At 66.4% G+C, this 21,326-nt stretch carries 17 protein-coding genes; 7 read left to right on the top strand and 10 right to left on the bottom strand.

Annotation, left to right across the window (positions count from 1 at the left end):
* Positions 1-44 precede the first annotated feature (44 nt).
* The 5 genes from ABIC63_RS00950 to ABIC63_RS00930 form a co-directional block, all read right to left on the bottom strand.
* Positions 45-557, bottom strand: coding sequence for a GNAT family N-acetyltransferase (locus tag ABIC63_RS00950; protein ID WP_354318360.1), 513 nt, complete (start codon positions 555-557; stop codon positions 45-47).
* Entirely contained in the window at positions 557-2,275 is a 1,719-nt protein-coding gene (gene ureC, locus ABIC63_RS00945; RefSeq protein ID WP_354318359.1) for an urease subunit alpha, read from the bottom strand. The genes ABIC63_RS00950 and ureC overlap by 1 nt, the downstream gene beginning before the upstream one ends.
* Positions 2,275-2,580, bottom strand: coding sequence for an urease subunit beta (locus ABIC63_RS00940; RefSeq protein ID WP_017761531.1), 306 nt, complete (start codon positions 2,578-2,580; stop codon positions 2,275-2,277). Before ABIC63_RS00940 ends, ureC begins: the two co-directional genes overlap by 1 nt.
* Before the next feature lie 16 nt (positions 2,581-2,596).
* Positions 2,597-3,202: a HupE/UreJ family protein gene (locus tag ABIC63_RS00935; protein ID WP_354318358.1), complete on the bottom strand. Its 606-nt coding sequence runs from the start codon at positions 3,200-3,202 to the stop codon at positions 2,597-2,599.
* 113 nt (positions 3,203-3,315) lie between these two features.
* A complete protein-coding gene (locus tag ABIC63_RS00930; RefSeq protein WP_017762114.1) occupies positions 3,316-3,618 on the bottom strand; it encodes an urease subunit gamma in 303 nt (100 codons plus the stop codon).
* Positions 3,619-3,687: 69 nt separating this feature from the next.
* Between ABIC63_RS00930 and ABIC63_RS00925 the strand changes: the two genes are divergently transcribed.
* The 4 genes from ABIC63_RS00925 to ABIC63_RS00910 all read left to right on the top strand — a co-directional run bounded on the left by ABIC63_RS00925 (position 3,688) and on the right by ABIC63_RS00910 (position 12,259).
* Positions 3,688-7,527, top strand: a complete 3,840-nt coding sequence (locus ABIC63_RS00925; RefSeq protein WP_354318357.1) for a hybrid sensor histidine kinase/response regulator — start codon at positions 3,688-3,690, stop codon at positions 7,525-7,527.
* Between the two features lie 2 nt (positions 7,528-7,529).
* Positions 7,530-8,621, top strand: coding sequence for a response regulator (locus tag ABIC63_RS00920; protein WP_354318356.1), 1,092 nt, complete (start codon positions 7,530-7,532; stop codon positions 8,619-8,621).
* 781 nt (positions 8,622-9,402) lie between these two features.
* Positions 9,403-11,181 (top strand): ATP-dependent nuclease, encoded by a 1,779-nt coding sequence (locus ABIC63_RS00915; protein WP_354318355.1) that lies wholly within the window; start codon positions 9,403-9,405, stop codon positions 11,179-11,181.
* Positions 11,182-11,200: 19 nt separating this feature from the next.
* Positions 11,201-12,259 (top strand): DNA cytosine methyltransferase, encoded by a 1,059-nt coding sequence (locus ABIC63_RS00910; protein ID WP_354318354.1) that lies wholly within the window; start codon positions 11,201-11,203, stop codon positions 12,257-12,259.
* 497 nt (positions 12,260-12,756) lie between these two features.
* On the opposite strand, the gene ABIC63_RS00905 is transcribed toward ABIC63_RS00910, so the two are convergent.
* From ABIC63_RS00905 to ABIC63_RS00885, 5 genes are all read right to left on the bottom strand, one after another.
* On the bottom strand, positions 12,757-13,476 hold the full coding sequence (locus ABIC63_RS00905) for a gamma-glutamylcyclotransferase (protein ID WP_354318353.1): 720 nt from the start codon (positions 13,474-13,476) through the stop codon (positions 12,757-12,759).
* A 64-nt stretch (positions 13,477-13,540) separates the two neighbouring features.
* The gene (locus tag ABIC63_RS00900) at positions 13,541-14,527 is read right to left on the bottom strand and encodes a Bug family tripartite tricarboxylate transporter substrate binding protein (RefSeq protein WP_294367271.1); all 987 of its coding nucleotides are present in this window, start codon (positions 14,525-14,527) and stop codon (positions 13,541-13,543) included.
* A gap of 78 nt (positions 14,528-14,605) precedes the next feature.
* A complete protein-coding gene (locus ABIC63_RS00895) occupies positions 14,606-15,754 on the bottom strand; it encodes a mandelate racemase/muconate lactonizing enzyme family protein (protein WP_076510661.1) in 1,149 nt (382 codons plus the stop codon).
* 37 nt (positions 15,755-15,791) lie between these two features.
* Entirely contained in the window at positions 15,792-16,787 is a 996-nt protein-coding gene (locus ABIC63_RS00890) for an NAD(P)-dependent oxidoreductase (protein ID WP_354318352.1), read from the bottom strand.
* Between the two features lie 150 nt (positions 16,788-16,937).
* Positions 16,938-17,783 (bottom strand): FadR/GntR family transcriptional regulator, encoded by an 846-nt coding sequence (locus ABIC63_RS00885; RefSeq protein ID WP_354318351.1) that lies wholly within the window; start codon positions 17,781-17,783, stop codon positions 16,938-16,940.
* 137 nt (positions 17,784-17,920) lie between these two features.
* On the opposite strand from ABIC63_RS00885, the gene ABIC63_RS00880 reads away from it, so the two are divergent.
* From ABIC63_RS00880 to ABIC63_RS00870, 3 genes are read left to right on the top strand one after another with little or no spacing between them, the layout of a single operon-like run.
* On the top strand, positions 17,921-18,892 hold the full coding sequence (locus ABIC63_RS00880; RefSeq protein WP_354318350.1) for a 2-hydroxyacid dehydrogenase: 972 nt from the start codon (positions 17,921-17,923) through the stop codon (positions 18,890-18,892).
* 24 nt (positions 18,893-18,916) lie between these two features.
* Positions 18,917-20,386: an NAD-dependent succinate-semialdehyde dehydrogenase gene (locus ABIC63_RS00875; RefSeq protein ID WP_354318349.1), complete on the top strand. Its 1,470-nt coding sequence runs from the start codon at positions 18,917-18,919 to the stop codon at positions 20,384-20,386.
* Between the two features lie 40 nt (positions 20,387-20,426).
* Entirely contained in the window at positions 20,427-21,314 is an 888-nt protein-coding gene (locus tag ABIC63_RS00870; RefSeq protein WP_354318348.1) for an NAD(P)-dependent oxidoreductase, read from the top strand.
* The last annotated feature ends 12 nt before the right edge of the window (positions 21,315-21,326 follow it).

Here is a 21,326-nt window from a genome sequence, read left to right as displayed (position 1 = left end):
GATGAGACAAGAAAGGCCACCATTGTCCGGCGACCTGGTGTGCCTCAAAGCATGCGGGTCATGAAGCAGCTGGCCGGATCCGGCCCATAGTCCCCGAAAGGCGGACAGGGCTCGAAGCCGTGCCGCGCATAGAGTGCCCGCGCGGGAGCGAAGAAGGGCTGGGTGCCCGTCTCCAGGCTCATCCGCGTGTGGCCGGCGGCGCGGGCCTCGGCCAGGGCGTGGGCCAGCAGTTGCGCGGCGATGCCGCGGCCGCGCAGGTGGGCGGCGGTGCGCATGGACTTCAACTCGGCATGGCCCTCGTCCAGCCGCTTCAGCGACACCGTGCCGGCCAGCGTCTCTTCAGGGCCATCGTCCGTCCAGGCACTCCAGAAGCGGATCTCCGGGCGGCGCAGGCCTTCCAGGTCCAGCGCATGCACGCTCTCCGGCGGCGAGACGCGGCGCATGTCGGCCAGGTGCTCTTCGAGGAAGCGCGCGATGCGCGCATCGCGCAGATCGTCCAGCCGGATGACCAGGGCCGGCGCGCCGCTGGGTTTCGAGGCCTCGGGCGGCATCCCCATCAGAACAGGAAGTAGCGCTGCGCCATCGGCAGCACCTTGGCCGGCTCGCAGGTCAGCAGCACGCCGTCGGCACGCACGGCGTAGGTCTGGTGGTCGATCTCCATCACCGGCGTCAGGCCGTTGTGGATCAGGTCCTTCTTGCGCACGTTGCGGATGTTCCTGACCACGCCCAGCGTCTTGGCCAGGCCGTAGCGGCGGCCCACGTCGGCAGCATGCGCGGCCTGGGAGACGAAGGTCAGGCTGCTCTTGGCGATGTTGCCGCCGAAGGCGCCAAACATGGGCCGGTAGTGCACCGGCTGCGGCGTCGGGATGCTGGCATTGGGGTCGCCCATCGCCGCCATGGCAATGCTGCCGCCCTTGATGATGCAGAAGGGCTTGACGCCGAAGAAGGCCGGCTTCCAGATCACGATGTCGGCCCACTTTCCCACCTCCAGGCTGCCCACCTCGTGGCTGATGCCGTGCGAGATGGCGGGGTTGATCGTGTACTTGGCCACGTAGCGCTTGGCGCGGAAGTTGTCGTTGCGGGCGCTGTCCTCGGGCAGGCTGCCGCGCTGGGCCTTCATCTTGTGCGCCGTCTGCCAGGTGCGGATGATGACCTCGCCCACGCGGCCCATGGCCTGCGAGTCGCTGCTCATCATGCTGATGGCGCCCATGTCGTGCAGGATGTCCTCGGCCGCGATGGTCTCCTTGCGGATGCGCGATTCGGCAAAGGCCAGGTCCTCGGCGATGGCGGCGTCCAGGTGGTGGCACACCATCAGCATGTCGACGTGCTCGTCCAGCGTGTTCTGCGTGTACGGCATGGTGGGGTTGGTGGACGAGGGCAGGAAGTTGGCCTCGCCCACCACGCGCAGGATGTCCGGCGCATGGCCGCCGCCCGCACCCTCGGTGTGGAAGGCGCACAGCGCGCGGCCCTTGGTCGCCGCGATGGTGTCCTCGACAAAGCCCGACTCGTTCAGCGTGTCCGAGTGGATGGCCACCTGCGTGTCGGTGGCCTCGGCCACCTCCAGGCAATGGTCGATGGCCGAGGGCGTGGTGCCCCAGTCCTCGTGCAGCTTCAGGCCGATGACGCCGGCCTCGATCTGCTCGTGCAGCGCGCCGGTGCGGCTGGCGTTGCCCTTGCCCAGGAAGCCCAGGTTCATCGGGAAGGCATCGGCCGACTGCAGCATGCGCTCGATGTGCCAGGGGCCGGGCGTGCAGGTGGTGGCGAAGGTGCCCGTGGCCGGGCCGGTGCCGCCGCCGAGCATGGTGGTCACGCCGCTGGCCAGGGCCTCCTCGATCTGCTGCGGACAGATGAAGTGGATGTGGCTGTCGATGCCGCCCGCGGTGACGATGTTGCCCTCGCAGCTGATGACTTCGGTGCCCGGGCCGATGACGATGTCCACGCCCGGCTGGGTGTCGGGGTTGCCGGCCTTGCCGATGGCGGCGATGCGGCCGTCCTTGAGGCCGATGTCGGCCTTGACGATGCCCCAGTGGTCGAGGATGAGCGCGTTGGTCAGCACCGTGTCGACGGCGCCCTGCGCGCGCGTGCGCTGGCTCTGGGCCATGCCGTCGCGGATGGTCTTGCCGCCGCCGAACTTGACCTCCTCGCCGTAGCCGCCGGCGCGCAGGGTGTAGTCCTGCTCGACCTCGATGACGAGGCCCGTGTCGGCCAGGCGCACGCGGTCGCCGACGGTGGGGCCGAAGATTTCCGCGTAGGCGCGGCGCGAAATGGAGGCCATCAGAGTTTTCCTTGCACCAGGCCGCGGAAGCCGTAGACGATGCGGTCGCCCGCGAAGTCGACCAGCTCGACGGTGCGCTGCTGGCCGGGCTCGAAGCGCACGGCGGTACCCGAGGCGATGTTCAGCCGCATGCCGCGCGCGGCCTCGCGGTCGAAGTCGAGGGCGCCGTTGGTTTCGGCGAAGTGGTAGTGGGAGCCGACCTGGATCGGCCGGTCCGAGCCGTTCTTGACCACCACGGTGAGTGTGCGGCGGCCGGGGTTGAGGTCGTGGTCGCCCGCGTCGATGAGCAGTTCGCCCGGGATCATGGCGGTGGCCTCCGGGTCAGGCGATGCCGCCCAGCAGGGCCAGGCCAAACAGGCCGACGGCCGCACCGGCGATGCGCGGCAGCCAGCGGTTGGCATGGCGCAGCGCCAGGCCCAGGCCGATGCCCGCGGCATGCAGGCCGACGGTGGCCAGCAGCATGCCGGCCAGGGTGGCGATGGCGCCGCCGTGCTCGGCCAATTCGCGGCCATGGGCGATGCCGTGGAAGACGGCGAACACGCCCACCAGCGCGGCGGCGGCGGTGGCGGGCAGGCGGCGCTGCGTGGCCACCAGCAGGCCCAGCACCAGCAGCGAGGTGGCGATCATGGGCTCCACCGCCGGCAGCGACAGGCCGGCCAGGCCCGCCAGCGCGCCGGCGAGCAGCATGCCGGCGAAGCCGATGGGCGCGGCCAGCAGCTCGCGGCGGCCCTTGGCGGCCAGGGCGCTCCACAGGCCCACGGCCACCATCGCGGCCAGGTGGTCCAGGCCGGTCAGCGGGTGGACGAAGCCGGCGACGAAGCCATGGTGCGCGCCGGCATCGGCGCCGGTGTGGGCCAGGGCGGGCAGGGCGGCCGTGGCGGCCAGAGCGGTGGCGATGCGAAGAAGCAAGGGGCGGGAAGTGCGCATGGGCGTCTTTCTGAGAAATGGGGTGGATGGCGATGCGGGCAGGGCGGCGGAGTGCGTGCGGGTGGCGCAGAGGGCCGCAACCGGACGCGGTGCTCGGGCGCCCGCGCGGCGCCTCATTCGATGGGCTGGTGCACCGTCACGAGCTTGGTGCCGTCGGGGAAGGTGGCCTCGACCTGGATGTCCGGGATCATCTCGGGCACGCCTTCCATCACGTCGGCGCGGGTCAGCACCTCGCGGCCTTCGCTCATCAGCTGGGCCACCGTCTTGCCGTCGCGGGCGCCTTCCATCACGGCCGCCGAGATCAGCGCGACGGCTTCGGGGTAGTTGAGCTTCAAGCCGCGGCCCTTGCGCCGCTCCGCCAGCAGGGCGGCGGTGAAGATCAGCAGCTTGTCTTTTTCTCTGGGCGTGAGTTCCATGGTTCGCTTTGCTCTGGTGTCCGTGCGGCGACGGGCGGCCGCATGCCGGCAGGAAGGGCCGGGCGCCGCATGATAGGCAGCGTCAACGCGTTGCAACAGTCGTGCCTTGCTCGGCATGAAAGCTGCACTCTGCCGCCTGTGAACGCCGACGCCCCGCCCCTGCCCGCCGCGCCCGACGCCGACGACGCGCCCCAGCGCATCGTCAAGGTCCGCCGCGACTACAACAGCTGGGTCGGCAGCGAGACGCTGGAGGACTACGCCCTGCGCTTCACGCCGCAGCGCTTTCGCAAGTGGTCTGAATGGCGGGTGGCCAACACCGCCTTCGGCGCCGCCTCCTTCCTGATCCTGGAGGCCGTGGGCGCGACGCTGCTGGTTCAGTTCGGCTTTGCCAATGCCTTCTGGGCCATCGTGGCGACGGGGCTCATCATCTTCCTGGCCGGCCTGCCGATCAGCGCCTATGCCGCCCGCTACGGCGTGGACATGGACCTGCTGACGCGCGGCGCCGGCTTCGGCTACATCGGCTCGACCATCACCTCGTTGATCTACGCGAGCTTCACCTTCATCTTCTTCGCGCTCGAAGCCGCCGTGATGGCCTATGCGCTGGAGCTGGCGCTGGGCATTCCGCCGGCCTGGGGCTACCTGGTGTGCGCGCTGGTGGTGATTCCGCTGGTGACGCACGGCGTCTCGGCCATCAGCCGGCTGCAGGTCTGGACGCAGGCCATCTGGCTGCTGATGCTCGTGGTGCCTTTCGCCTTCGTGCTGGCGCGCGATCCTGGTGCATTTGCGGGCATCACGCACTATGGTGGTGATCGCGGGGGCGTCTCCAGCTTTGGATTGCACGGATTTGGTGCCGCGCTGACGGTCGGCATCGCCCTCATCACCCAGATGGGGGAGCAGGCCGATTACCTGCGCTTCATGCCGGCGCGCACCGCCGCCAATCGCGGGCGGTGGTGGGCGGCCGTGGTGGCGGGCGGCCCGGGCTGGGTGGTGCTGGGTGTGGCCAAGATGCTGGGCGGTGCCCTGCTGGCCTACCTGGCCATCACCCACATGGTGCCCACCGAGCGGGCGGTCGATCCCAACCAGATGTACCTGGCGGCCTACGAGTACGTCTTTCCGCAGTACGGCTGGGCGGTGGCGGCCACGGCGCTGTTCGTGGTCATCTCCCAGCTCAAGATCAACGTCACCAATGCCTATGCCGGCTCGCTGGCCTGGAGCAACTTCTTCTCGCGCGTGACGCACAGCCATCCGGGCCGGGTGGTGTGGGTGGTGTTCAACGCCCTCATCGCCTTCATGCTGATGGAGATGAACGTCTTCGAGGCCCTGGGCGACGTGCTGGGCCTGTACGCCAACATCGCCATCGCCTGGATGATGGCCGTGGTGGCCGACCTGGTCATCAACAAGCCGCTGGGCCTGTCGCCGCCGGGCATCGAGTTCAAGCGGGCCTACCTGTGGGACATCAACCCGGTGGGCGTGGGCGCCATGGTGCTGGCCTCGGGCGTGTCGATCACGGCGCACCTGGGCGTGTTCGGGCCGATGGCGCAGGCCTTCTCGGCCGTGATCGCGCTGGGCACGGCGCTGGTCGCCTCGCCGCTGATCGCGTGGGTCACCGGTGGGCGCTTCTACCTGGCGAGGCAGCCCGGGGCGCCTGCTGCCGCTGCGCCCGCTCCCGCCAGCAGCGCCCCGGCTGTTCCTCCCTTCCCCCCTGGGGGAGGGCAGGGGTGGGGGCCAGCTCAGGCGGAGCGCTCATCACTCGGCGCCTTGGCCCCCATCCCCGCCTTCCCCCAGAGGGGGAAGGAGCAACAGCCATCGGCATCGCGGCAGCGGGCCCATCGCATCCACTGGGTCGCCCCCGAAGCCTCCTACCAGCGCCTCGCCCCCCGCCGCTGCGTCATCTGCGAGCGCGAGTACGAGGGCCCCGACATGGCCCACTGCCCCGCCTACCAGGGCGACATCTGCTCCCTGTGCTGCACGCTCGACGCCCGCTGCGGCGACCTCTGCAAACCGCATGCGGGCCTGTCGGCGCAGTGGTCGGCCGTGCTGCGTTGGCTGCTGCCCCGGCGCGTGTGGCCCTACCTGGACACGGGCCTGGGCCACTTCCTGATGCTGATGCTGATCGTGGTGCCGCTCCTGGCCGCCGTCTTCGGCGTGCTCTACCAGCAGGAGCTGCGCGGCATCGGCGACTGGATCGACAGTGGCGGTGCGCCCTCGGTGGCCGCCGGCCGGGCCGCCGGCAGCGAGGCCGCGCAGGCCTTGGGCTCCGGCTTCCTCAAGGCCTACATGGCGCTGCTGCTCATCGCCGGCATCGTGGCCTGGTGGCTGGTGCTGGCGCACCAGAGCCGCAAGGTGGCGCAGGAAGAATCGAACCGCCAGACCCGCCTGCTGATGCGCGAGATCGAGCTGCACCGCCAGACCGACCGCGCCCTGCAGGCCTCGCGCCAGGCCGCCGACGAGGCCCGCCAGACCGCCGAGGCCGCCAACCAGGCCAAGAGCCGCTACATCAGTGCCATCAGCCACGAGCTGCGCACGCCGCTCAACAGCATCCTGGGCTATGCGCAGCTGATGGGCCAGGATCCGTCGGTGCCGCCGCACCGCCAGCAGGCCGTGGCCGTCATCAAGCGCGGGGGCGAGCACCTGCTCTCGCTCATCGAAGGCACGCTCGACCTGGCCCACATCGAGGCCGGCAAGCTCACGCTGCAGGCCCGGCCCATGGCCTTCGGCGACATGCTGCAGTCGCTGGCCGACATGTTCGAGCTGCAGGCCGCGGACAAGGGCTTGCGCTTTGTCTTCGAGCCCGCGCTGCAGCTGCCGGCCGTGGTGCGCGCGGACGAGCGCCGCGTGCGGCAGATCCTCATCAACCTGCTGGGCAATGCCATCAAGTTCACGGGCCGGGGCCAGGTCACGTTTCGCGCCGCCTATGCCCGCGAGTTCGCCACGCTGGAGGTGGAAGACACCGGCCCCGGCCTGCACGAGGACGAACTGGCCCGCATCTTCGAGCCCTTCGCCCGCGGCGACTCGCGCGGCAGCGCGCCCGGCGCCGGCCTGGGCCTGACCATGGCCAAGATGCTCACGGACCTGATGGGCGGCGAGATGAAGGTCAGCAGCACGCCGGGGCAGGGCGCGCTGTTTCGCGTTCGGCTCTTCCTGCCGCGGGTGCACGAGGCCATGGCCGGCACGCTGGGCCACGGCGCCTCCATCGGCAGCACCAGCCTGGCGGCGGGGCCGGCGGCCGAATCGCCGGTGCAGCGGCGCGGCTACGAAGGCCCACGCCGCCAGCTGCTGGTGATCGACAACGAGGAAGCCGACCGCGACCTGCTGGTGCACCTGCTGCAGCCCCTGGGCTTCGAGCTGCGCACCGCCGCCAGCGGCCATGACGGGCTGGATCTGCTGGCCGCCGGCTACCGGCCGCATGCCGTCTTCGTGGACCTGGCCATGCCCGGCATCGACGGCTGGGAGACCATCCGACGCGCCCGCGCCCTGTTGGGCGCGAGCCGGGGCGCCGCCCACGAGACCGTGTTCGCCGTCGTCTCCGCCAACGCCTTCGACAAGCGGCTGGAGAACGACGTCGGCATCACGCCCGAGGACTTCTTCGTCAAGCCCGTGCGCCACAGCGAGCTGCTCGACTGGATCGGCCGCCGCCTCGACCTGCGCTGGACGGCCGACCCCGCCGCCGCCGCGTCCAAAGAGCCGTCCGAGCCCGCCGCCATCGTCGCCCCCGGCGCCGAACGGCTGCGGGCGCTGGAAGAGGCCGTCCAGCTCGGCTACCTTCGCGGGATCATGACCAAGCTCGACGACATCGACGCCGCCCAGCCCGAATGCGCCGCCTGGACGGCGCAGCAGCGTGCGCTGGCGCGGCAGTTCCGCTTCGAGGACATGGGCCGCGCCCTCACCGAAGCGCTCGAAGCTTCCTGACCATGAACGGCATCGACGAACTCCCCGACGACGACGACAGCGGCGCTGCCGCCGCTGCTGTGCCCGCCATCTCGCCGCTGGCCGCCAGCCTGCGCGAGAACACCGCCCGCGGCGACCTCGTGCTGGTGGTCGACGACGTGCCCGACAACCTGGCCGTGCTGCACGACGCGCTGGACGAATCGGGCTACACCGTGCTCGTGGCCACCGACGGCCCCACCGCGCTGGCCCGCGCCGCCCAGGCCCGTCCGGACATCGTGCTGCTCGACGCCATGATGCCGGGCATGGACGGCTTCGAGGTCGCGCGTCGCCTCAAGGCCGACGCCGCCACGGCGGAGATTCCCATCGTCTTCATGACCGGCCTGACCGAGACCGAGCACCTGGTGGCGGCGCTGGAATCGGGCGGCGTGGACTACGTCACCAAGCCCATCAAGCCCAAGGAAGTGCTGGCCCGCATGAACGTGCACCTGCAGGGCGCCCGCCGCGCGCGCCAGCAGGCCCAGCAGGCGGGCCAGGCCCGCAACGCCCTGGACGCCTTCGGCTACGCCAGCATCACCGTGCGCATGCCCGAGGGGCGGCTGATCTGGCAGACCTCGCTGGCGCGCGAACTGCTGATGCGCTACTGCGGCACCGAGGCGCCCGCCACGCCCGCCGCCATCGTGGCCTGGCTGCAGCGCCACCTCCCCCAGGCCCAGCAGGCCGGCGCCGAGCCCCCGCCGCTGGAGATCGGCCAGCAGGCCGCGAGCCGCCTGCAACTGCGCGTGCACCGCCAGACCGGCGACGCCGACGGCACCGCGAGCGCGACGGTGCCCGGCGCTGGCGACTGGCTCATCATCATCCGGGAGCTGTCGGACACGGCGGTGATCGAGGCCATGAGTCTGGCCCTCAAGCTCACCGCCCGCGAGGCCGAGGTGCTGTACTGGGTGGTCAAGGGCAAGACCAACAAGGACATCGGCGAAATCCTGGGCGCCAGCCCGGCCACCGCCAAGAAGCACCTGGAGCGGGTGTATGTGAAGCTAGGGGTGGAGACGCGCACCGCGGCGGCGGGGGTGGCGATCAAGCGGATTCGGGAGATTCAGCCGCATTTTGAGGTGTGAGGCGCTCAACGACGCTTTGCACTAAGCGTTTGCGTCGTGCTGAAAGCGGTTTGGAGGTCTTGCCTGTCGATGATCGCTGCAGGTGCACAGCGCCCAAATTAGTTGTAGCTTCTGGCATGGGGCTAAAGAAGCGCGCCGGAGCCACCCCTTTTCGTTTCAGATGACCTTTGGGCTGTTGCCGGGAACCCGAAGGCAATCGCTTACTGCTTGACCCCATAGATGGCTTAACGCAAAGAGCAAATGCGCCGATGCTCGTCGCCAGCCTAGGAATCGCACTTCCCATTGCCGAACTCGCGCTTGATTACCCTTAATGGGTTCCGGTCGTCGCCTCGTCTGCAGGCCTTTAACTGCTCGATCCTGTTGGTCAGCGGATCAACCGGGGGGGGGGGCGTAGCGTCGGCTCCCTGCGCAGCACTAGCGCATCACTACACGCCAGCCCGTATGCGTCTTCGTTTCCCGGCGCCTGTCCACTGCCAGCAGCCACAGTGCCTCGGACCGCCTTCTCCCGCGCGTGCAACAGGCGGTTACTCCCCGATACCTGTTTGGGGTTGCCAACGGTGCGACCCATCGTGTGCACCAGCCCTGAGGCAGGCATCCAGACCGACGTGGGCCGTCGTGTTAGTTTGCCCATGGTTGCCTTTCTGGATCTGGTGCATTTCGGGGCCTCATATGTGCGGACCATCGTGCGGAGCGTCCTTCATGAAGACAATCGGGCATCAGCCGAAAGTGTGGTGGTTGCTGCGCACTTGTAGCGAGAATGCTTCGAAAGGAGCCAGCAAGTATGTCCGACGACGAGGTTATAGCAGCACTAATCAAAACCATTGGTAAGTTTCCAATCGGAACGGTTTTGAAAAATTATATTACCTTTGCTCAATTTCCACGGTTCAAAGGTTTGGAACCAGGAACCCGAGTAGATTTTAAATTTCCGTTAACCGCGCTCGTAGGTGCAAACGGGAGCGGAAAGAGCTCACTACTTCATGCCCTATGGGGAATGCCTTTCGGATATTCCACAGCAAAGTTCTGGTTTTCAACAGATCTAGACCCGATAGCCGAGAGTAAGGTCGACCCACAACGATATTTTTACGGGCATTGGAACGAAAGTTTCAAGGGGGAGGTTGAAACGCGAAAAGCGCGGATCGGCAAGCGCAGAGGATATGACTATTGGGAGCCTTACAGATGGAGCAGCGCAGATGGAATGCGGGTCAAGCCGACTGGAAAATTTGCAGGGAGATCTAAAGATCGATGGAATCCCGTACGCCGAAATGTGGTATATATAAATTTCAAAGCGACATTTGGATCTTTTGATCGATACTTTTATTTTGACGACGCGAGCGGAGGTGCAAGTGCAAAAACTGCCGCAATGCTTAACGAGGCCCGGCGTTTAAAGGTAATTAGAGATAAAGATCTGCGAAGTTATAAGCTCGCAGGAAAAGAGCGTGTCTTTGAAAATAGGGTACTTGCAGAGGACGAGGTCAAGCAGATATCACGTATCCTTGGAAGAGACTATGAGTCGGCGAGGATAATTAGGCACTCGCTTTACTTGGGTAACCGAGCGCAGGACCTTAGCGTGATATTTCAAAGGGGGCTCCTTTATTCAGAGGCGTTTGCGGGCAGTGGAGAAGTGGCAGCGGTGAGTGCCGTTGTGCAGGTCCTAGCGGCGGAGCCTTACTCATTGATTTTGCTCGATGAGCCAGAAACTTCGCTGCACCCGGGAGCCCAGCGCGCATTGCTCAGATTTTTGCTGGAACAAATCAAAGAGAAGAAGCATCAGATTGTCCTTTCGACGCACTCGGGGGAATTCCTCTCTGGCCTCCCTCACGAAGCTATCAAAGTATTTGAAGACAACGGAAAGATGCAAACCAGAATCCTTCCAAAGTCTTCTCCGTTTGCCGCGCTTAGACGCCTAGGAAAACCTGCAGAGAATAAGCGTCGTGTCTTGGTCGAGGACCAGCTGGCCGCGATTATTTTAGAGCAAGCTGTAAAGGGAATTGACGAAGGCGATGCTGCTAATTTAGAAATTCGTGTTGCTCCGGGCGGAGCGGAGGCGTTGTTGAAATATGTTGCGCCAGCCGCGATGCTTTCAAGTGATAGAATATTTATATTCTTGGACGGCGACAAAAAAATGAAAGACGAATTTTCTGATCCGGAGACGATTGCTCCTGCACAATATGCTTCCTTGGATGAACTGTTGAAGACTGAAGTTGGCTTTAATCCATTGCTTCATATTCCTGGAGGCGCGGACGCTGCTGGCCACAAACAGGCGAAAATCGATGCGCAGCTAGCTTACCTTGCTTGGCTCAGAAAGCATGTGGCATATCTACCGCGACACGTTCCTGAACATATTGTTTTGGAAGCTTTAGATCCTGAAAATGAACATTATAAAAAAAGCGCCGCTGCCGCAAAAAAGACGCTTCGAGACTTTGTTGGCGAGGGTTTAGATGTACAATGGACGGGCCCTGAATATCTGGGCATGCTGAAGTTCAAAATTGCTCAAATTCCGAATGATAATGCTGATCTTACTGCGATCCGGGATCAACTAAGTGTCTGGATTCATAGCTAATTCATTCAGGTCTGATTGTATGACTCACGTTTTGGGGCGCCCCCTAGCCATAGATCTTTTTAGCGGGTGCGGTGGATTAACGCGTGGGCTGAAAGATGCAGGATTTAAAGTGTTGGCAGCAGTTGAGATAGATGCCAAAGCGCAGCAAACTTATTTGCTCAATCATCCCGATGTTTGTCTGTATAAAAACGATATCCGCCTGATTTCGGCTGAGCAATTGATGGAAGATTGTTCAATTAACGTAGGGCAGTTGGATTTACTTGCAGGTTGCCCGCCTTGCCAAGGATTTTCAAGGCTTCGGACTAAAAATCGAGCAGTATCCGTGCATGATGATCGGAACACTCTGATTAAAGAGTTTCTGCGTTTAGTTCTTGAGTTGCGACCGAAGACAATAATGATGGAGAATGTTCCATCACTCAAGGACGACATAGGATTTGTCGAGATGGTTCGGCAGATTTCGCGTGCAGGCTATAGGACCAACGTTGAAGTGTTAAATGCTGCTGACTATGGTGTTCCTCAACGACGACGTAGATTGATTTTTCTTGCTTCGCGTGTGGGAGCGCCGCAAGTCGCGCCAAAAGCAAAAACGCGCCTAACTGTTAGGGATGCAATAGGCAGTCTTGAAGCGCCTTCGAGGTCGAAAGACCCCTTACATGCATTTCCAGAGAATCGCTCTCAATCTGTCAAGGATCTCATTGCTAAAATTCCAAAGAATGGGGGAAGTAGGGCGGAGCTTGGAAATGATCATCAGCTCCCTTGTCACCGGAGAAGCGACGGCTTTAGAGATGTTTATGGCCGTATGGCATGGGACGATGTCGCCCCGACCATTACGGGAGGCTGTCATGCGCCGTCGAAAGGACGATTTCTTCATCCTTCCTATAACCGTACGGTCACACTCCGGGAAGCAGCGCTGCTGCAAGGTTTTCCGCGAGAATATAGGTTCGACACGTCTCATGGAAAAGAGTCAATCGCACTAATGATCGGGAACGCTTTGCCTCCCCCCTTGATTGCAGCGCAAGCTCAGTCACTTAAAAATACCCTGATCGCCTCCCAAGCTTCTGGTGCTTCAAAGCCATAAATAAGTGGTTCCTATAGCTACGTGATTCACCAGTCGAAATTGCCCCCGCCAAGGAAAGGGTATCGACATTTGCTCTCCCATCGACGCCATCGAATTCTGCCGTGGGCTTGATGATCTTCTCATACGGCGGACCTGTCTTAGGCTACAGCGTTCGCCAACACTTCACGCCAGTTACCAAAACGTAGCTGTGCTAACGGGTAACGCCAGACCATTGAAAGTGTTCCCAAAAACCTGCATTCGAAGCCAAACTTCGGCACCTAAGCTAGCCCTGAGTCGTTGCGTATCGTTATTAAGACGGATGGGCAGTACAACGTAACGACGCACGCTGCGGGGCTCCTGCGTAGTCACGAGATGGTTGTGTCGGGAATGCGGGGTTATAGAGTTTGTATAGGCAGGACTGTCCAAGAGCCGGATGTAGAGGCGCACATTGCCATCAGCGAGACTCAGCCCGCTTCCCCGACGGATTTCTGCAGACCCGTGTGATTACTTCGCGCAGTTCAGGCGGCTCGTGGGACTGCCGACGCGGGCAAAAGCGCCTGAAAAAGTCGCTCGATCTCTTTATCCCGGATGCCGAGATCGGCCAGCGCGTCCACCGTGTGCTGAAAGTAATCCTGGCAGTTCCCCAGCACCCCACGCCCATTGGCGATATACCGCGCCACCTCCCCCGGCTCCATCCGCCCCGCATACCGGGGATGCGCCCGGTTCGCCACGAAGGTCAGCATCCGCCGCCGCTCCCCCTGGCATTCGGCCGTCACCCACCGCGCTGCATAGGCCCCCGACAGCATCTCCCGCCGCCACACCAGCTGCAGTTCGCTGCGCACCTGCTCGGCGGCGATGCGCAGGGCGATGCCGCGGCAGGCGCCGCCGCGGTCCAGGGCCAGCATCAGGCCGGGGTGCTCGACGGAGCCGCGGGCCATGTACAGCCACAGGCAGAAGCGCCGGCCCCAGCCGCGCACCAGGGCGGGCGCGGCGTCGATGTGGTGGATGGCGGGGTTCCACATCAGCGAGCCGTAGCCGAAGAGGTAGAGGTCTTCGGCCGGGTCGTGGCTCGCCAGGGTGGCGTCCAGGCAGGCGTCCAGCTCTTCCTGGGTGCGCAGCCGCACGTCGGGCGGTGCGCAGGCCTTCAGGGCGGCCATCACGGAGCCGTCGAACAGGCTCTCGCGGGTGAAGGGTTGACCGGCAGGCGCCGGAGGCAGCGGGCTGAGGCTGGCGGGCATGGCGTTGGATTGTGCGACGGGCTGGCTGACCGCCAGCACGTTTCGTGCGCGCCCGCCCGTGTGCTCACTCCAGCTTGACGCCAGCGTCGTTCACCACCTTCGTCCACTTGGGGATCTCCTTGGCCAGCAGCTCGCCGAAGGCCTCGGGCGTGCTGGCGACCACCTCGACGCCCTGGTCGCGGAACAGCTTGACCACCTCCGGGTCCTTCAGCACGGCCACGATGTCGCGGTTGGCGCGCTCGACGATGGGCTTGGGCACGCCCGCCGGCATCTGCATGCCGAACCACACGATCACCTCGTAGCCCGGCACGCCGGCCTCCTGCACCGTGGGCACCTCGGGCAGCAGCGCGGCACGGCTGGCGCCGGTCACGCCGATGGGCTTGAGCTTGCCGGCCTTGATCTGCTGCATGAGGTTGGGCACGTTGTCGAACAGCACGTCGATCTCGCCGCCCAGCATGGCCATCACGGCCGGCGCGCTGCCCTTGTAGGGCACGTGGGTCATCCTGGTGCCCGTCATGCTCATGAAGAGCTCCATCGACAGATGGTTGGACGAGCCCGAGCCGGTGGAGCCGTAGTTGAGCTTGCCGGGGTTCTTCTTGGCGTAGGCGATGAGTTCGCGCACGTTGGTCACGCCCTGCAGGTCGGGCCGTACGACCAGCGCGTTCTGCGTGTAGCCGGCCCACACCAGCGGCTGGAAGTCGGCCGTGGCGTTGTAGGGCAGCTTGTTGCCGTACAGCGCGGGCAGGGCCGAGAAGGGCAGGGGCGTGATGAGGATGGTGTAGCCGTCGGCCGGCGACTTGGCCGCCAGGTTGTTGCCCAGCACCGTGTTGCCGCCTGGCCGGTTGTCCACCACCACCGACTGCTTCCACGTGCGGTTGAGGCGGTCGCTCACCGTGCGCGCGAGCGTGTCGTTGAAGCCGCCCGGCGTGTAGGGCACGATGATCCGCGTGGGCTTGCTCGGGTAGTCGTCGTTGGCCCAGGCATGGCCCACGGCCAGGGTCAGGGGGGCTGCGGCCATGGCCCGCAGCAGTTGGCGCTTGTCGAATTGCATGGCTTGTCTCCGTTGTTCGTCGTCGTTGTCGTGCTGCCGGTTGCGCACCGGCGGGCGGGGTGGCGGCTGCGGGGTGGGTCAGAACTTCACGACATAGCCCGGGCCATCGACCATCGGGTACTTGTCGAAGATCGACTCGTCCACCTCGATGCCGATGCCGTGTCCGCGCGGCGGCTCGACGCAGCCGTCGTCGCCGATCTGGAAGGTGCTGCCGAACATGTCGCGGAAGGGGTTGAAGTGCGACACGCAGGCCTCGAAGTAACCCGCGTTCTCGGTGGCCGCCAGGAAGTGCAGCGTGGCCGCATGGTTGAGCCCGGTGGCCGAGCTGTGCGCATGCAGCGGAATGCGGTAGGCCGAGGCCATGGCCGCGATGCGCACGCCCTCGGTGATGCCGCCGCTCTTCGACAGGTCGGGTTGCCAGACCTGCACCGCGCGTGCGTCCAGCATCTGGCCGAACTCGAAGCGGGTGAAGTGGTTCTCGCCGGCCGCAATGGGCACCAGCGGCGAGATCTTGGCGGCTTCGCGGTACGAGGCGAAGTCGTTGCAGGCGAAGGGCTCTTCCAGCCAGCCGGCCTGGATCTCGGCCAGCACGGGCATCACGCGACGCACATCGGCGATGGTGTAGGCGGTGTTGGCATCGGTGAGGATGTCGATGTCGTCGCCGAGCACCGCGCGCACCTTGCGCAGGCGCGCGACGTCGTTCTTGACGGTGTCGCCGATGCGCAGCTTGACGGCCTTGTAGCCCTGCGCCACATAGGACTGGGCTTCTTCGGCCAGCGACTCGGGGCTCTGGTAGCCCAGCGCGATGCCGCCCGCGTAGGCAGGGATGCGGCGGTGCGATCCACCGAGCAGCTCGTACAGCGGCATCTTGGCGGCCTTGCCGCGGATGTCCCACAGCGCCATGTCGATGCCCGACAGCGCCAGGCAGGTGCCGGCGCCCAGCCCGTGGCTGGACAGCTGCATGCGGTGCACGCGCTGCCAGGCGCCCACCACGTCGGTGGCGTTCATGCCCACCAGCAACGGCTGCAGCGTGTTGTGGATCAGGCTCACGATGGCACCGGGGCTGCGGCCCGGATGCGCCTCGCCATAGCCGGTGATGCCCTCCGAGGTCTCCACGCGCACGATGATGCAGTCGCGCTTGAGCGTGCTGCCGATGCCCATCGTGACGGTCTTGCCCTCGGGCAGCCGGTACGACAGCGGGATGGCGGTGATGCGGGTGATCTTCATGGCGTGTCTCCTGTTCTTGAGGGTGGGGTGGCGGTCTTCAGCGGCCGAGCGGAGGTGGGGCGCCGAAGACTTCGGGGTTGACGATGTTGGGCGGCCGCTCGCCGCGCAGCAGCACGGAGGCCAGCGTGTCCACGGCCATGAGGCCCATGGCCCGCTCTGCCTCCTGCGTGATGCCGGCCAAGTGCGGCGTGAGCAGCACACGCGGGTGCTGGCGCAGGCCGCTGTCGGCAGGCAGCGGCTGGGTCTCGAAGACGTCGAGCACGGCGCCGCCGAGCGGACCCTGGGCGAGGGCCTGCACCAGGTCCTCTTCCCGCACCACGGGCCCGCGCCCCACGTTGACCAGCACGGCGCCGAGCCTGGCGTGCGACAGCACTTCGGCATCGACCATGCCGCGTGTCTGCGGCGTGAGTGGGCAGGCGACGACCACGAAGTCGCTGGCCGCAAACAGCGCCGGCAGTTGCAAGGCGGCCATGCCTGCAGGCACCTTGGCAGGCGTGCCGGTGCACACCGCCACGCCCATGCCAAAGCCCTGCTGCGCGATGGCGGCGATGCGCTGGCCGATGGCGCCGAAGCCGATCAGGCCCAGCGTGCGGCCCCGCAGTTCGAAGGTGCGGGCGCCGGCCTGGGCCCGCGCCGCACAGTCGCCTGTGCGCACGCTGGCGTCGAAGTCGGCCAGCTGCCGGGCGTGGGCCAGCAATGCCGCGAACACGTACTCGGCCACGGCATTGGCATTGACGGCCGGCGTGTTGCCCACGGGAATGCCACGCGCGGTTGCGCGCTCGACCGGAATGAAGTCCAGCCCCACGCCCTGGCGCATCACGCAGCGCAGACGGTGAGGGCGGTCGAACAGGTCGGCCGGCAGCAGCCGCCGCACCACGATGCCGTCGAAGCGGCCGATGGCCTCGCGCAGCCAGGCATCGCTGGCCTCGCGCACCACGCCGTCGGGGATCTGCTCGGCCTCGGCCCACTGGGCGAGCCGTGCGAAGGCATCAGGATGCAGCGGATCGGTCAGCAGGACGCGAGGTGGGCTCATGGCGGAGGGCGTTGGCGGGTGCAGGGCCTGCCGCACGGCGAAGGTGCCTGCAGGGTGGGCGGCGGCGGTGTCCGTGCGGAGCCGCTCGCCAGACTCTTGCCAAAGTTGTGTGATGAATCTATCAGACAACTTTGCGCATGAACCCCGTGTTTACCTTGGGGCGGCGGCTTTGCTTCCCTTGGTTTGAACGGGCGATGTCGCACCCAGCTTGGCGCGGGCCACGCGGCGCGCGGCAGCCCGGCTGTCGCCGGTCCAGAAGTCCTGGCCCGCCTGCTCGATGCGCCCTGCGGTGTTGTGCATGTGCATGAAGGCGGCCGTGCGGGCGGCAGCGGCGTCGCGCGCCTTGATGGCGGCGCAGATGGCCTCGTGCTCGGCCTGCACCTGCGCAGCCAGGTCGGTGCGCCGCGCCTCGTTGGAGCGTGTCAGGCGGATCGCGTCGTGCAGTGCACGCGTGAGCATGCCCAGCAGTTCGGTGTAGTGCGCGTTGTGGGCGGCATGCGAGATGGCGATGTGAAAGGCCAGGTCTTCCTCCACGCCGTCGCGGCCTTCCTTCTCGGCGCGGGCGATGGCCCGCAGCGCCTGCTGGATCTGCGTCATCTCGGCGCCGGTGCGCCGCTCGGCGGCCAGCGCAGCCATTTCCGCCTCGATGCCGCGGCGCAGTTCCAGGATGCGCAGCACGCCGTGCGCGGGCGACTCGGCGTCGTTGGCGCTGCCCTGGCCCAGGCGGAAGGCGTCTGCGGCCTTGGGGTCGCGCACCACCGTGCCGCTGCCCTGGCGCGTTTCCACCAGCCCTTCGGACTTGAGGCGCGAGATGGCTTCGCGGATCACGGTGCGGCTCACACCGTACTGCTGGGTCATGGCCAGTTCGGTGGGCAGGCGGGTGTTGACGGGGTAGACGCGGGCGCGGATGTCCGCCGCGATCAGGCCGGTCACCCGGTCGGCCAGCGTGCCTTCGGCAGCGCGGGAGGTCGCATCGTCTTGGATCGAGAAGGCCATGGTGAGGGCAGGCAGGTCGGGGCCCGAAGAATAGCACCGGCGCTTCGTGCTTGACAGAAGTGATGTGACGTATTTGTAATACAACTTGAGCGCAACACGGCGATGGCCGGCGCATCGCAGAACCAAGAGAGACAGCCATGAACCTTCCCGACCGGCCGCGGGCCTTCCTCTGCCGACGCTTCACCCCCGCCGTCGAGGCCGCCCTGGCCGAGCGCTTCGAGCTGGTCGTCAACGAGGACGATTCGATTCTTTCTGCCGCACAGATCTCGGCGCGTGCGCAGGACTGCCACCTGCTCTTCGTGACGGCCACCGAGCCGGTGACGGCCGAGGTCATGGCCGCGTTGTCGCCCACGCTGGCGGTGGTGGCCACGCTGTCGGTGGGCCACGACCACATCGACCTGGCCGCTGCCCGCGAGCGCGGCGTGCAGGTGCTGCACACGCCCGACGTGCTCAGCGATGCCTGCGCCGAGATTGCACTGATGCTGCTGCTCAATGCCTGCCGCCGCGGCTTCGAGGCCGACCGGCTGGTGCGCAGCGGCGCATGGCAGGGCTGGGCGCCCACCCAGTTGCTGGGCATGGGTCTGGTCGGGCGGCGCCTGGGCATCTTTGGCATGGGCCGCATCGGCCGGGCCATTGCTGAGCGTGCGCGGGCCTTCGGGCTGGCCATCCACTATCACAACCGCTCGCGTCTCGTGGCCGAGCTGGAGGCGGGGGCCACCTACCACCAGACGCTGGAAGCCATGCTTCCGGACATCGACATCCTCATGATCGCGGCGCCGGGTTCGCCGGCGCTCAAGGGCGTCCTCGATGCGGAGCGCCTGGCACGTCTGCCGGCGGGCGCGGTGGTGGTCAACATCTCCCGCGGCGATCTGGTCGATGACGAGGCGCTGATCGATGCGCTGCGCCGTGGCCACATTCGCGGCGCGGGGCTCGACGTGTTCGCCAACGAGCCCCACGTGCATCCCGGCTACCGCGGGCTCGACAACGTCTTCCTCTCGCCGCACATCGGCAGCGCGACGCACGAGACGCGCGATGCCATGGGCTGGCTGCTCATCGACGGCATCGAGGCGCTGCGCGCCGGCCGTACGCCCGACAACCTTCTGCGCTGATCCCTTTCATTCCAAGCACGCCTCATGAAGCTCCAACACACCGAACTCTTCCGCCAGCAATGCCTCGTCGGCGGCCGCTGGGTCGACGCCACCGACGGCGCCACGCTGACGGTCACCAACCCCGCGGACGACAGCGTGCTCGGCACGGTCCCGCGGCTTGCCACCGCCGACGTTCGCGCGGCCATCGATGCGGCCAACCAGGCGCTGCCCGCGTGGCGCGAGACCAGCGCCAAGGAGCGCTCGCGCCTGATGCGGCGCTGGTTCGACCTGTGCATGGCGCACCAGGACGACCTGGCCATGATCCTCACGCTGGAGCAGGGCAAGCCGCTGGCCGAGGCCAAGGGCGAGATCGCCTACGGCGCCAGCTTCATCGAATGGTTTGCCGAAGAAGCCAAGCGCGTTTACGGCGACGTGATCCCGGCCGCCAGCATGGACCGGCGCATCGTGGTGCTCAAGCAGCCTGTGGGCGTAGTGGCGGCCATCACGCCGTGGAACTTTCCCAACGCGATGATCACGCGCAAGGCCGGCGCCGCGCTGGCGGCCGGCTGCACCATCGTCATCAAGCCCGCGTCGGCCACGCCCTATTCGGCGCTGGCCCTGGCGCAACTGGCCATGGAGGCGGGCATTCCGCCGGGCGTGCTCAACGTGGTGACCGGCTCGGCCTCGACCGTGGGCGGCGAGCTGACGGCCAACCCGGTGGTGCGCAAGCTCTCCTTCACCGGCTCCACCGAGGTCGGCAAGACCTTGATGGCGCAATGCGCGGGCACGGTCAAGAAGGTGTCGATGGAGCTGGGCGGCAACGCGCCCTTCATCGTCTTCGACGATGCGGACCTGGACGCCGCGGTCGCCGGCGTCATGGCCTCCAAGTTCCGCAACGCGGGGCAGACCTGCGTGTGTGCCAACCGCATCTTCGTGCAGTCGGGCATCTACGAGCGCTTCACCGCCCTGCTGCGAAAGGCGGTGGAAGCGCAGGTGGTCGGCAACGGCCTGACGCCCGGCGTTCAGCTGGGCCCGCTGATCGACGACGCGGCCGTGGCCAAGGTGCGCGAGCACATCGACGATGCCGTTGCTTTGGGCGCGAGCATCGTGACCGGCGGCACGGCGCACCCGCTGGGCGGGCGCTTCTTCATGCCCACCATCCTGGCCGAGGTGTCGCCGAAATCCCGGCTCATGCAGGAAGAAACCTTCGGCCCGGTGGCACCGCTGATCCGCTTCGAGACCGACGAAGAAGCCGTGGCCATGGCCAACGACACGCCCTTCGGCCTCGCGGCCTACTTCTACACGCAGGACTACGCCCGCGCCTGGCGCGTGGCCGAGGCGCTGGAGGTGGGCATCGTGGGCCTCAACGAAGGCCTGATCTCCACCGAGCTGGCGCCCTTCGGCGGCATCAAGGAATCGGGCGTGGGCCGCGAAGGCTCCAAGTACGGCGTGGACGACTACGTCGAGATCAAGTACCTGTGCGCCGGCGGCCTGGGCCGGCCGCTGCCGCGCTGAGCATGGCGCCACATCGCATCGACAACCAAGGAGACATCCAATGAGCGACAAGAAGATCGGCCTGATCGGCGTGGGCCTGATGGGCCACGGCATCGCCACCAACATCGTGCGTCATGGCCATTCGCTGGCCGTGCTGGCGCATGCGGGAAACCAACCGCTGGACGCCCTCGAGGCGGCAGGGGTGCGCATCGTGGGCAGCGCACGGCAGCTGGCGGCCGAGGTCGACGTGCTGCTGCTGTGCGTGACCGGTTCACCGCAGGTGGAGGCCGTGCTGCTCGGCGATGGCGGCGTGCTGCAGGGGCTGCGGCCCGGCGGCATCGTCATCGACTGCTCCACCGCCATCCCGTCGTCCACCGAGCGTCTGGCCGGCGTGGTGGCCGAAGCCGGCGGGCGCTTCATGGACGCCGCCATGACCCGCACGCCCAAGGAGGCTGCGGAAGGCCGGCTCAACCTGCTGGTGGGCGCGGAGACCGCACTGTTCGACGAATGCCGCCCGCTGCTGGCCTGCTTCGCCGAGAACATCACGCACTGCGGGCCGGTCGGGTCCGGCCACCGCATGAAGCTGCTGCACAACTATGTCTCGCTGGGCTCGGTGGCGCTGATCGCCGAGGCAGCGGCCTGCGCGCAACGCGCGGGTGTGGCGGCCGAGGTGTTCATCGACGTGCTGGCCAAAGGCGGCGGTGGCGGCACGGCGCTGGAGCGGCTGCGCCCCTTTCTGTTGTCGCAAGACCCGAGCGGGCTGCGCTTCAGCATGGCCAACGCCTTCAAGGACCTGGGCTACTACGCCACCATGGCCCGCGACAGCGGCGCTGCCGGAACGATTGCCGAAGGCGTGCGGCAGACGCTGGAGGCGGCCGTGGCGCATGCCGGCGGTGAGCGGCTGCTGCCCGAACTGGTGGCTGTGCTGGCCAAGCGCGAATCGACCTGACTTCAAAGGAGA

Origin of the sequence: Pseudacidovorax sp. 1753 (genome assembly GCF_040544975.1) — a bacterium.
Taxonomy (GTDB): Bacteria; Pseudomonadota; Gammaproteobacteria; order Burkholderiales; family Burkholderiaceae_C; genus Xenophilus.
This window is presented reverse-complemented; position numbering and strand designations above follow the sequence as displayed.

Coding starts and splice junctions, on each gene's coding strand:
- ABIC63_RS00930 (WP_017762114.1), bottom strand. CDS start 3,618: ATGGAACTCACGCCCAGAGAAAAAGACAAGCTGCTGATCTTCACCGCC.
- ABIC63_RS00880 (WP_354318350.1), top strand. CDS start 17,921: ATGAACCTTCCCGACCGGCCGCGGGCCTTCCTCTGCCGACGCTTCACC.
- ABIC63_RS00925 (WP_354318357.1), top strand. CDS start 3,688: ATGATAGGCAGCGTCAACGCGTTGCAACAGTCGTGCCTTGCTCGGCAT.
- ABIC63_RS00870 (WP_354318348.1), top strand. CDS start 20,427: ATGAGCGACAAGAAGATCGGCCTGATCGGCGTGGGCCTGATGGGCCAC.
- ABIC63_RS00915 (WP_354318355.1), top strand. CDS start 9,403: ATGTCCGACGACGAGGTTATAGCAGCACTAATCAAAACCATTGGTAAG.
- ABIC63_RS00885 (WP_354318351.1), bottom strand. CDS start 17,783: ATGGCCTTCTCGATCCAAGACGATGCGACCTCCCGCGCTGCCGAAGGC.
- ABIC63_RS00905 (WP_354318353.1), bottom strand. CDS start 13,476: ATGCCCGCCAGCCTCAGCCCGCTGCCTCCGGCGCCTGCCGGTCAACCC.
- ABIC63_RS00890 (WP_354318352.1), bottom strand. CDS start 16,787: ATGAGCCCACCTCGCGTCCTGCTGACCGATCCGCTGCATCCTGATGCC.
- ABIC63_RS00950 (WP_354318360.1), bottom strand. CDS start 557: ATGGGGATGCCGCCCGAGGCCTCGAAACCCAGCGGCGCGCCGGCCCTG.
- ABIC63_RS00935 (WP_354318358.1), bottom strand. CDS start 3,202: ATGCGCACTTCCCGCCCCTTGCTTCTTCGCATCGCCACCGCTCTGGCC.
- ABIC63_RS00920 (WP_354318356.1), top strand. CDS start 7,530: ATGAACGGCATCGACGAACTCCCCGACGACGACGACAGCGGCGCTGCC.
- ureC (WP_354318359.1), bottom strand. CDS start 2,275: ATGGCCTCCATTTCGCGCCGCGCCTACGCGGAAATCTTCGGCCCCACC.
- ABIC63_RS00895 (WP_076510661.1), bottom strand. CDS start 15,754: ATGAAGATCACCCGCATCACCGCCATCCCGCTGTCGTACCGGCTGCCC.
- ABIC63_RS00900 (WP_294367271.1), bottom strand. CDS start 14,527: ATGCAATTCGACAAGCGCCAACTGCTGCGGGCCATGGCCGCAGCCCCC.
- ABIC63_RS00875 (WP_354318349.1), top strand. CDS start 18,917: ATGAAGCTCCAACACACCGAACTCTTCCGCCAGCAATGCCTCGTCGGC.
- ABIC63_RS00910 (WP_354318354.1), top strand. CDS start 11,201: ATGACTCACGTTTTGGGGCGCCCCCTAGCCATAGATCTTTTTAGCGGG.
- ABIC63_RS00940 (WP_017761531.1), bottom strand. CDS start 2,580: ATGATCCCGGGCGAACTGCTCATCGACGCGGGCGACCACGACCTCAAC.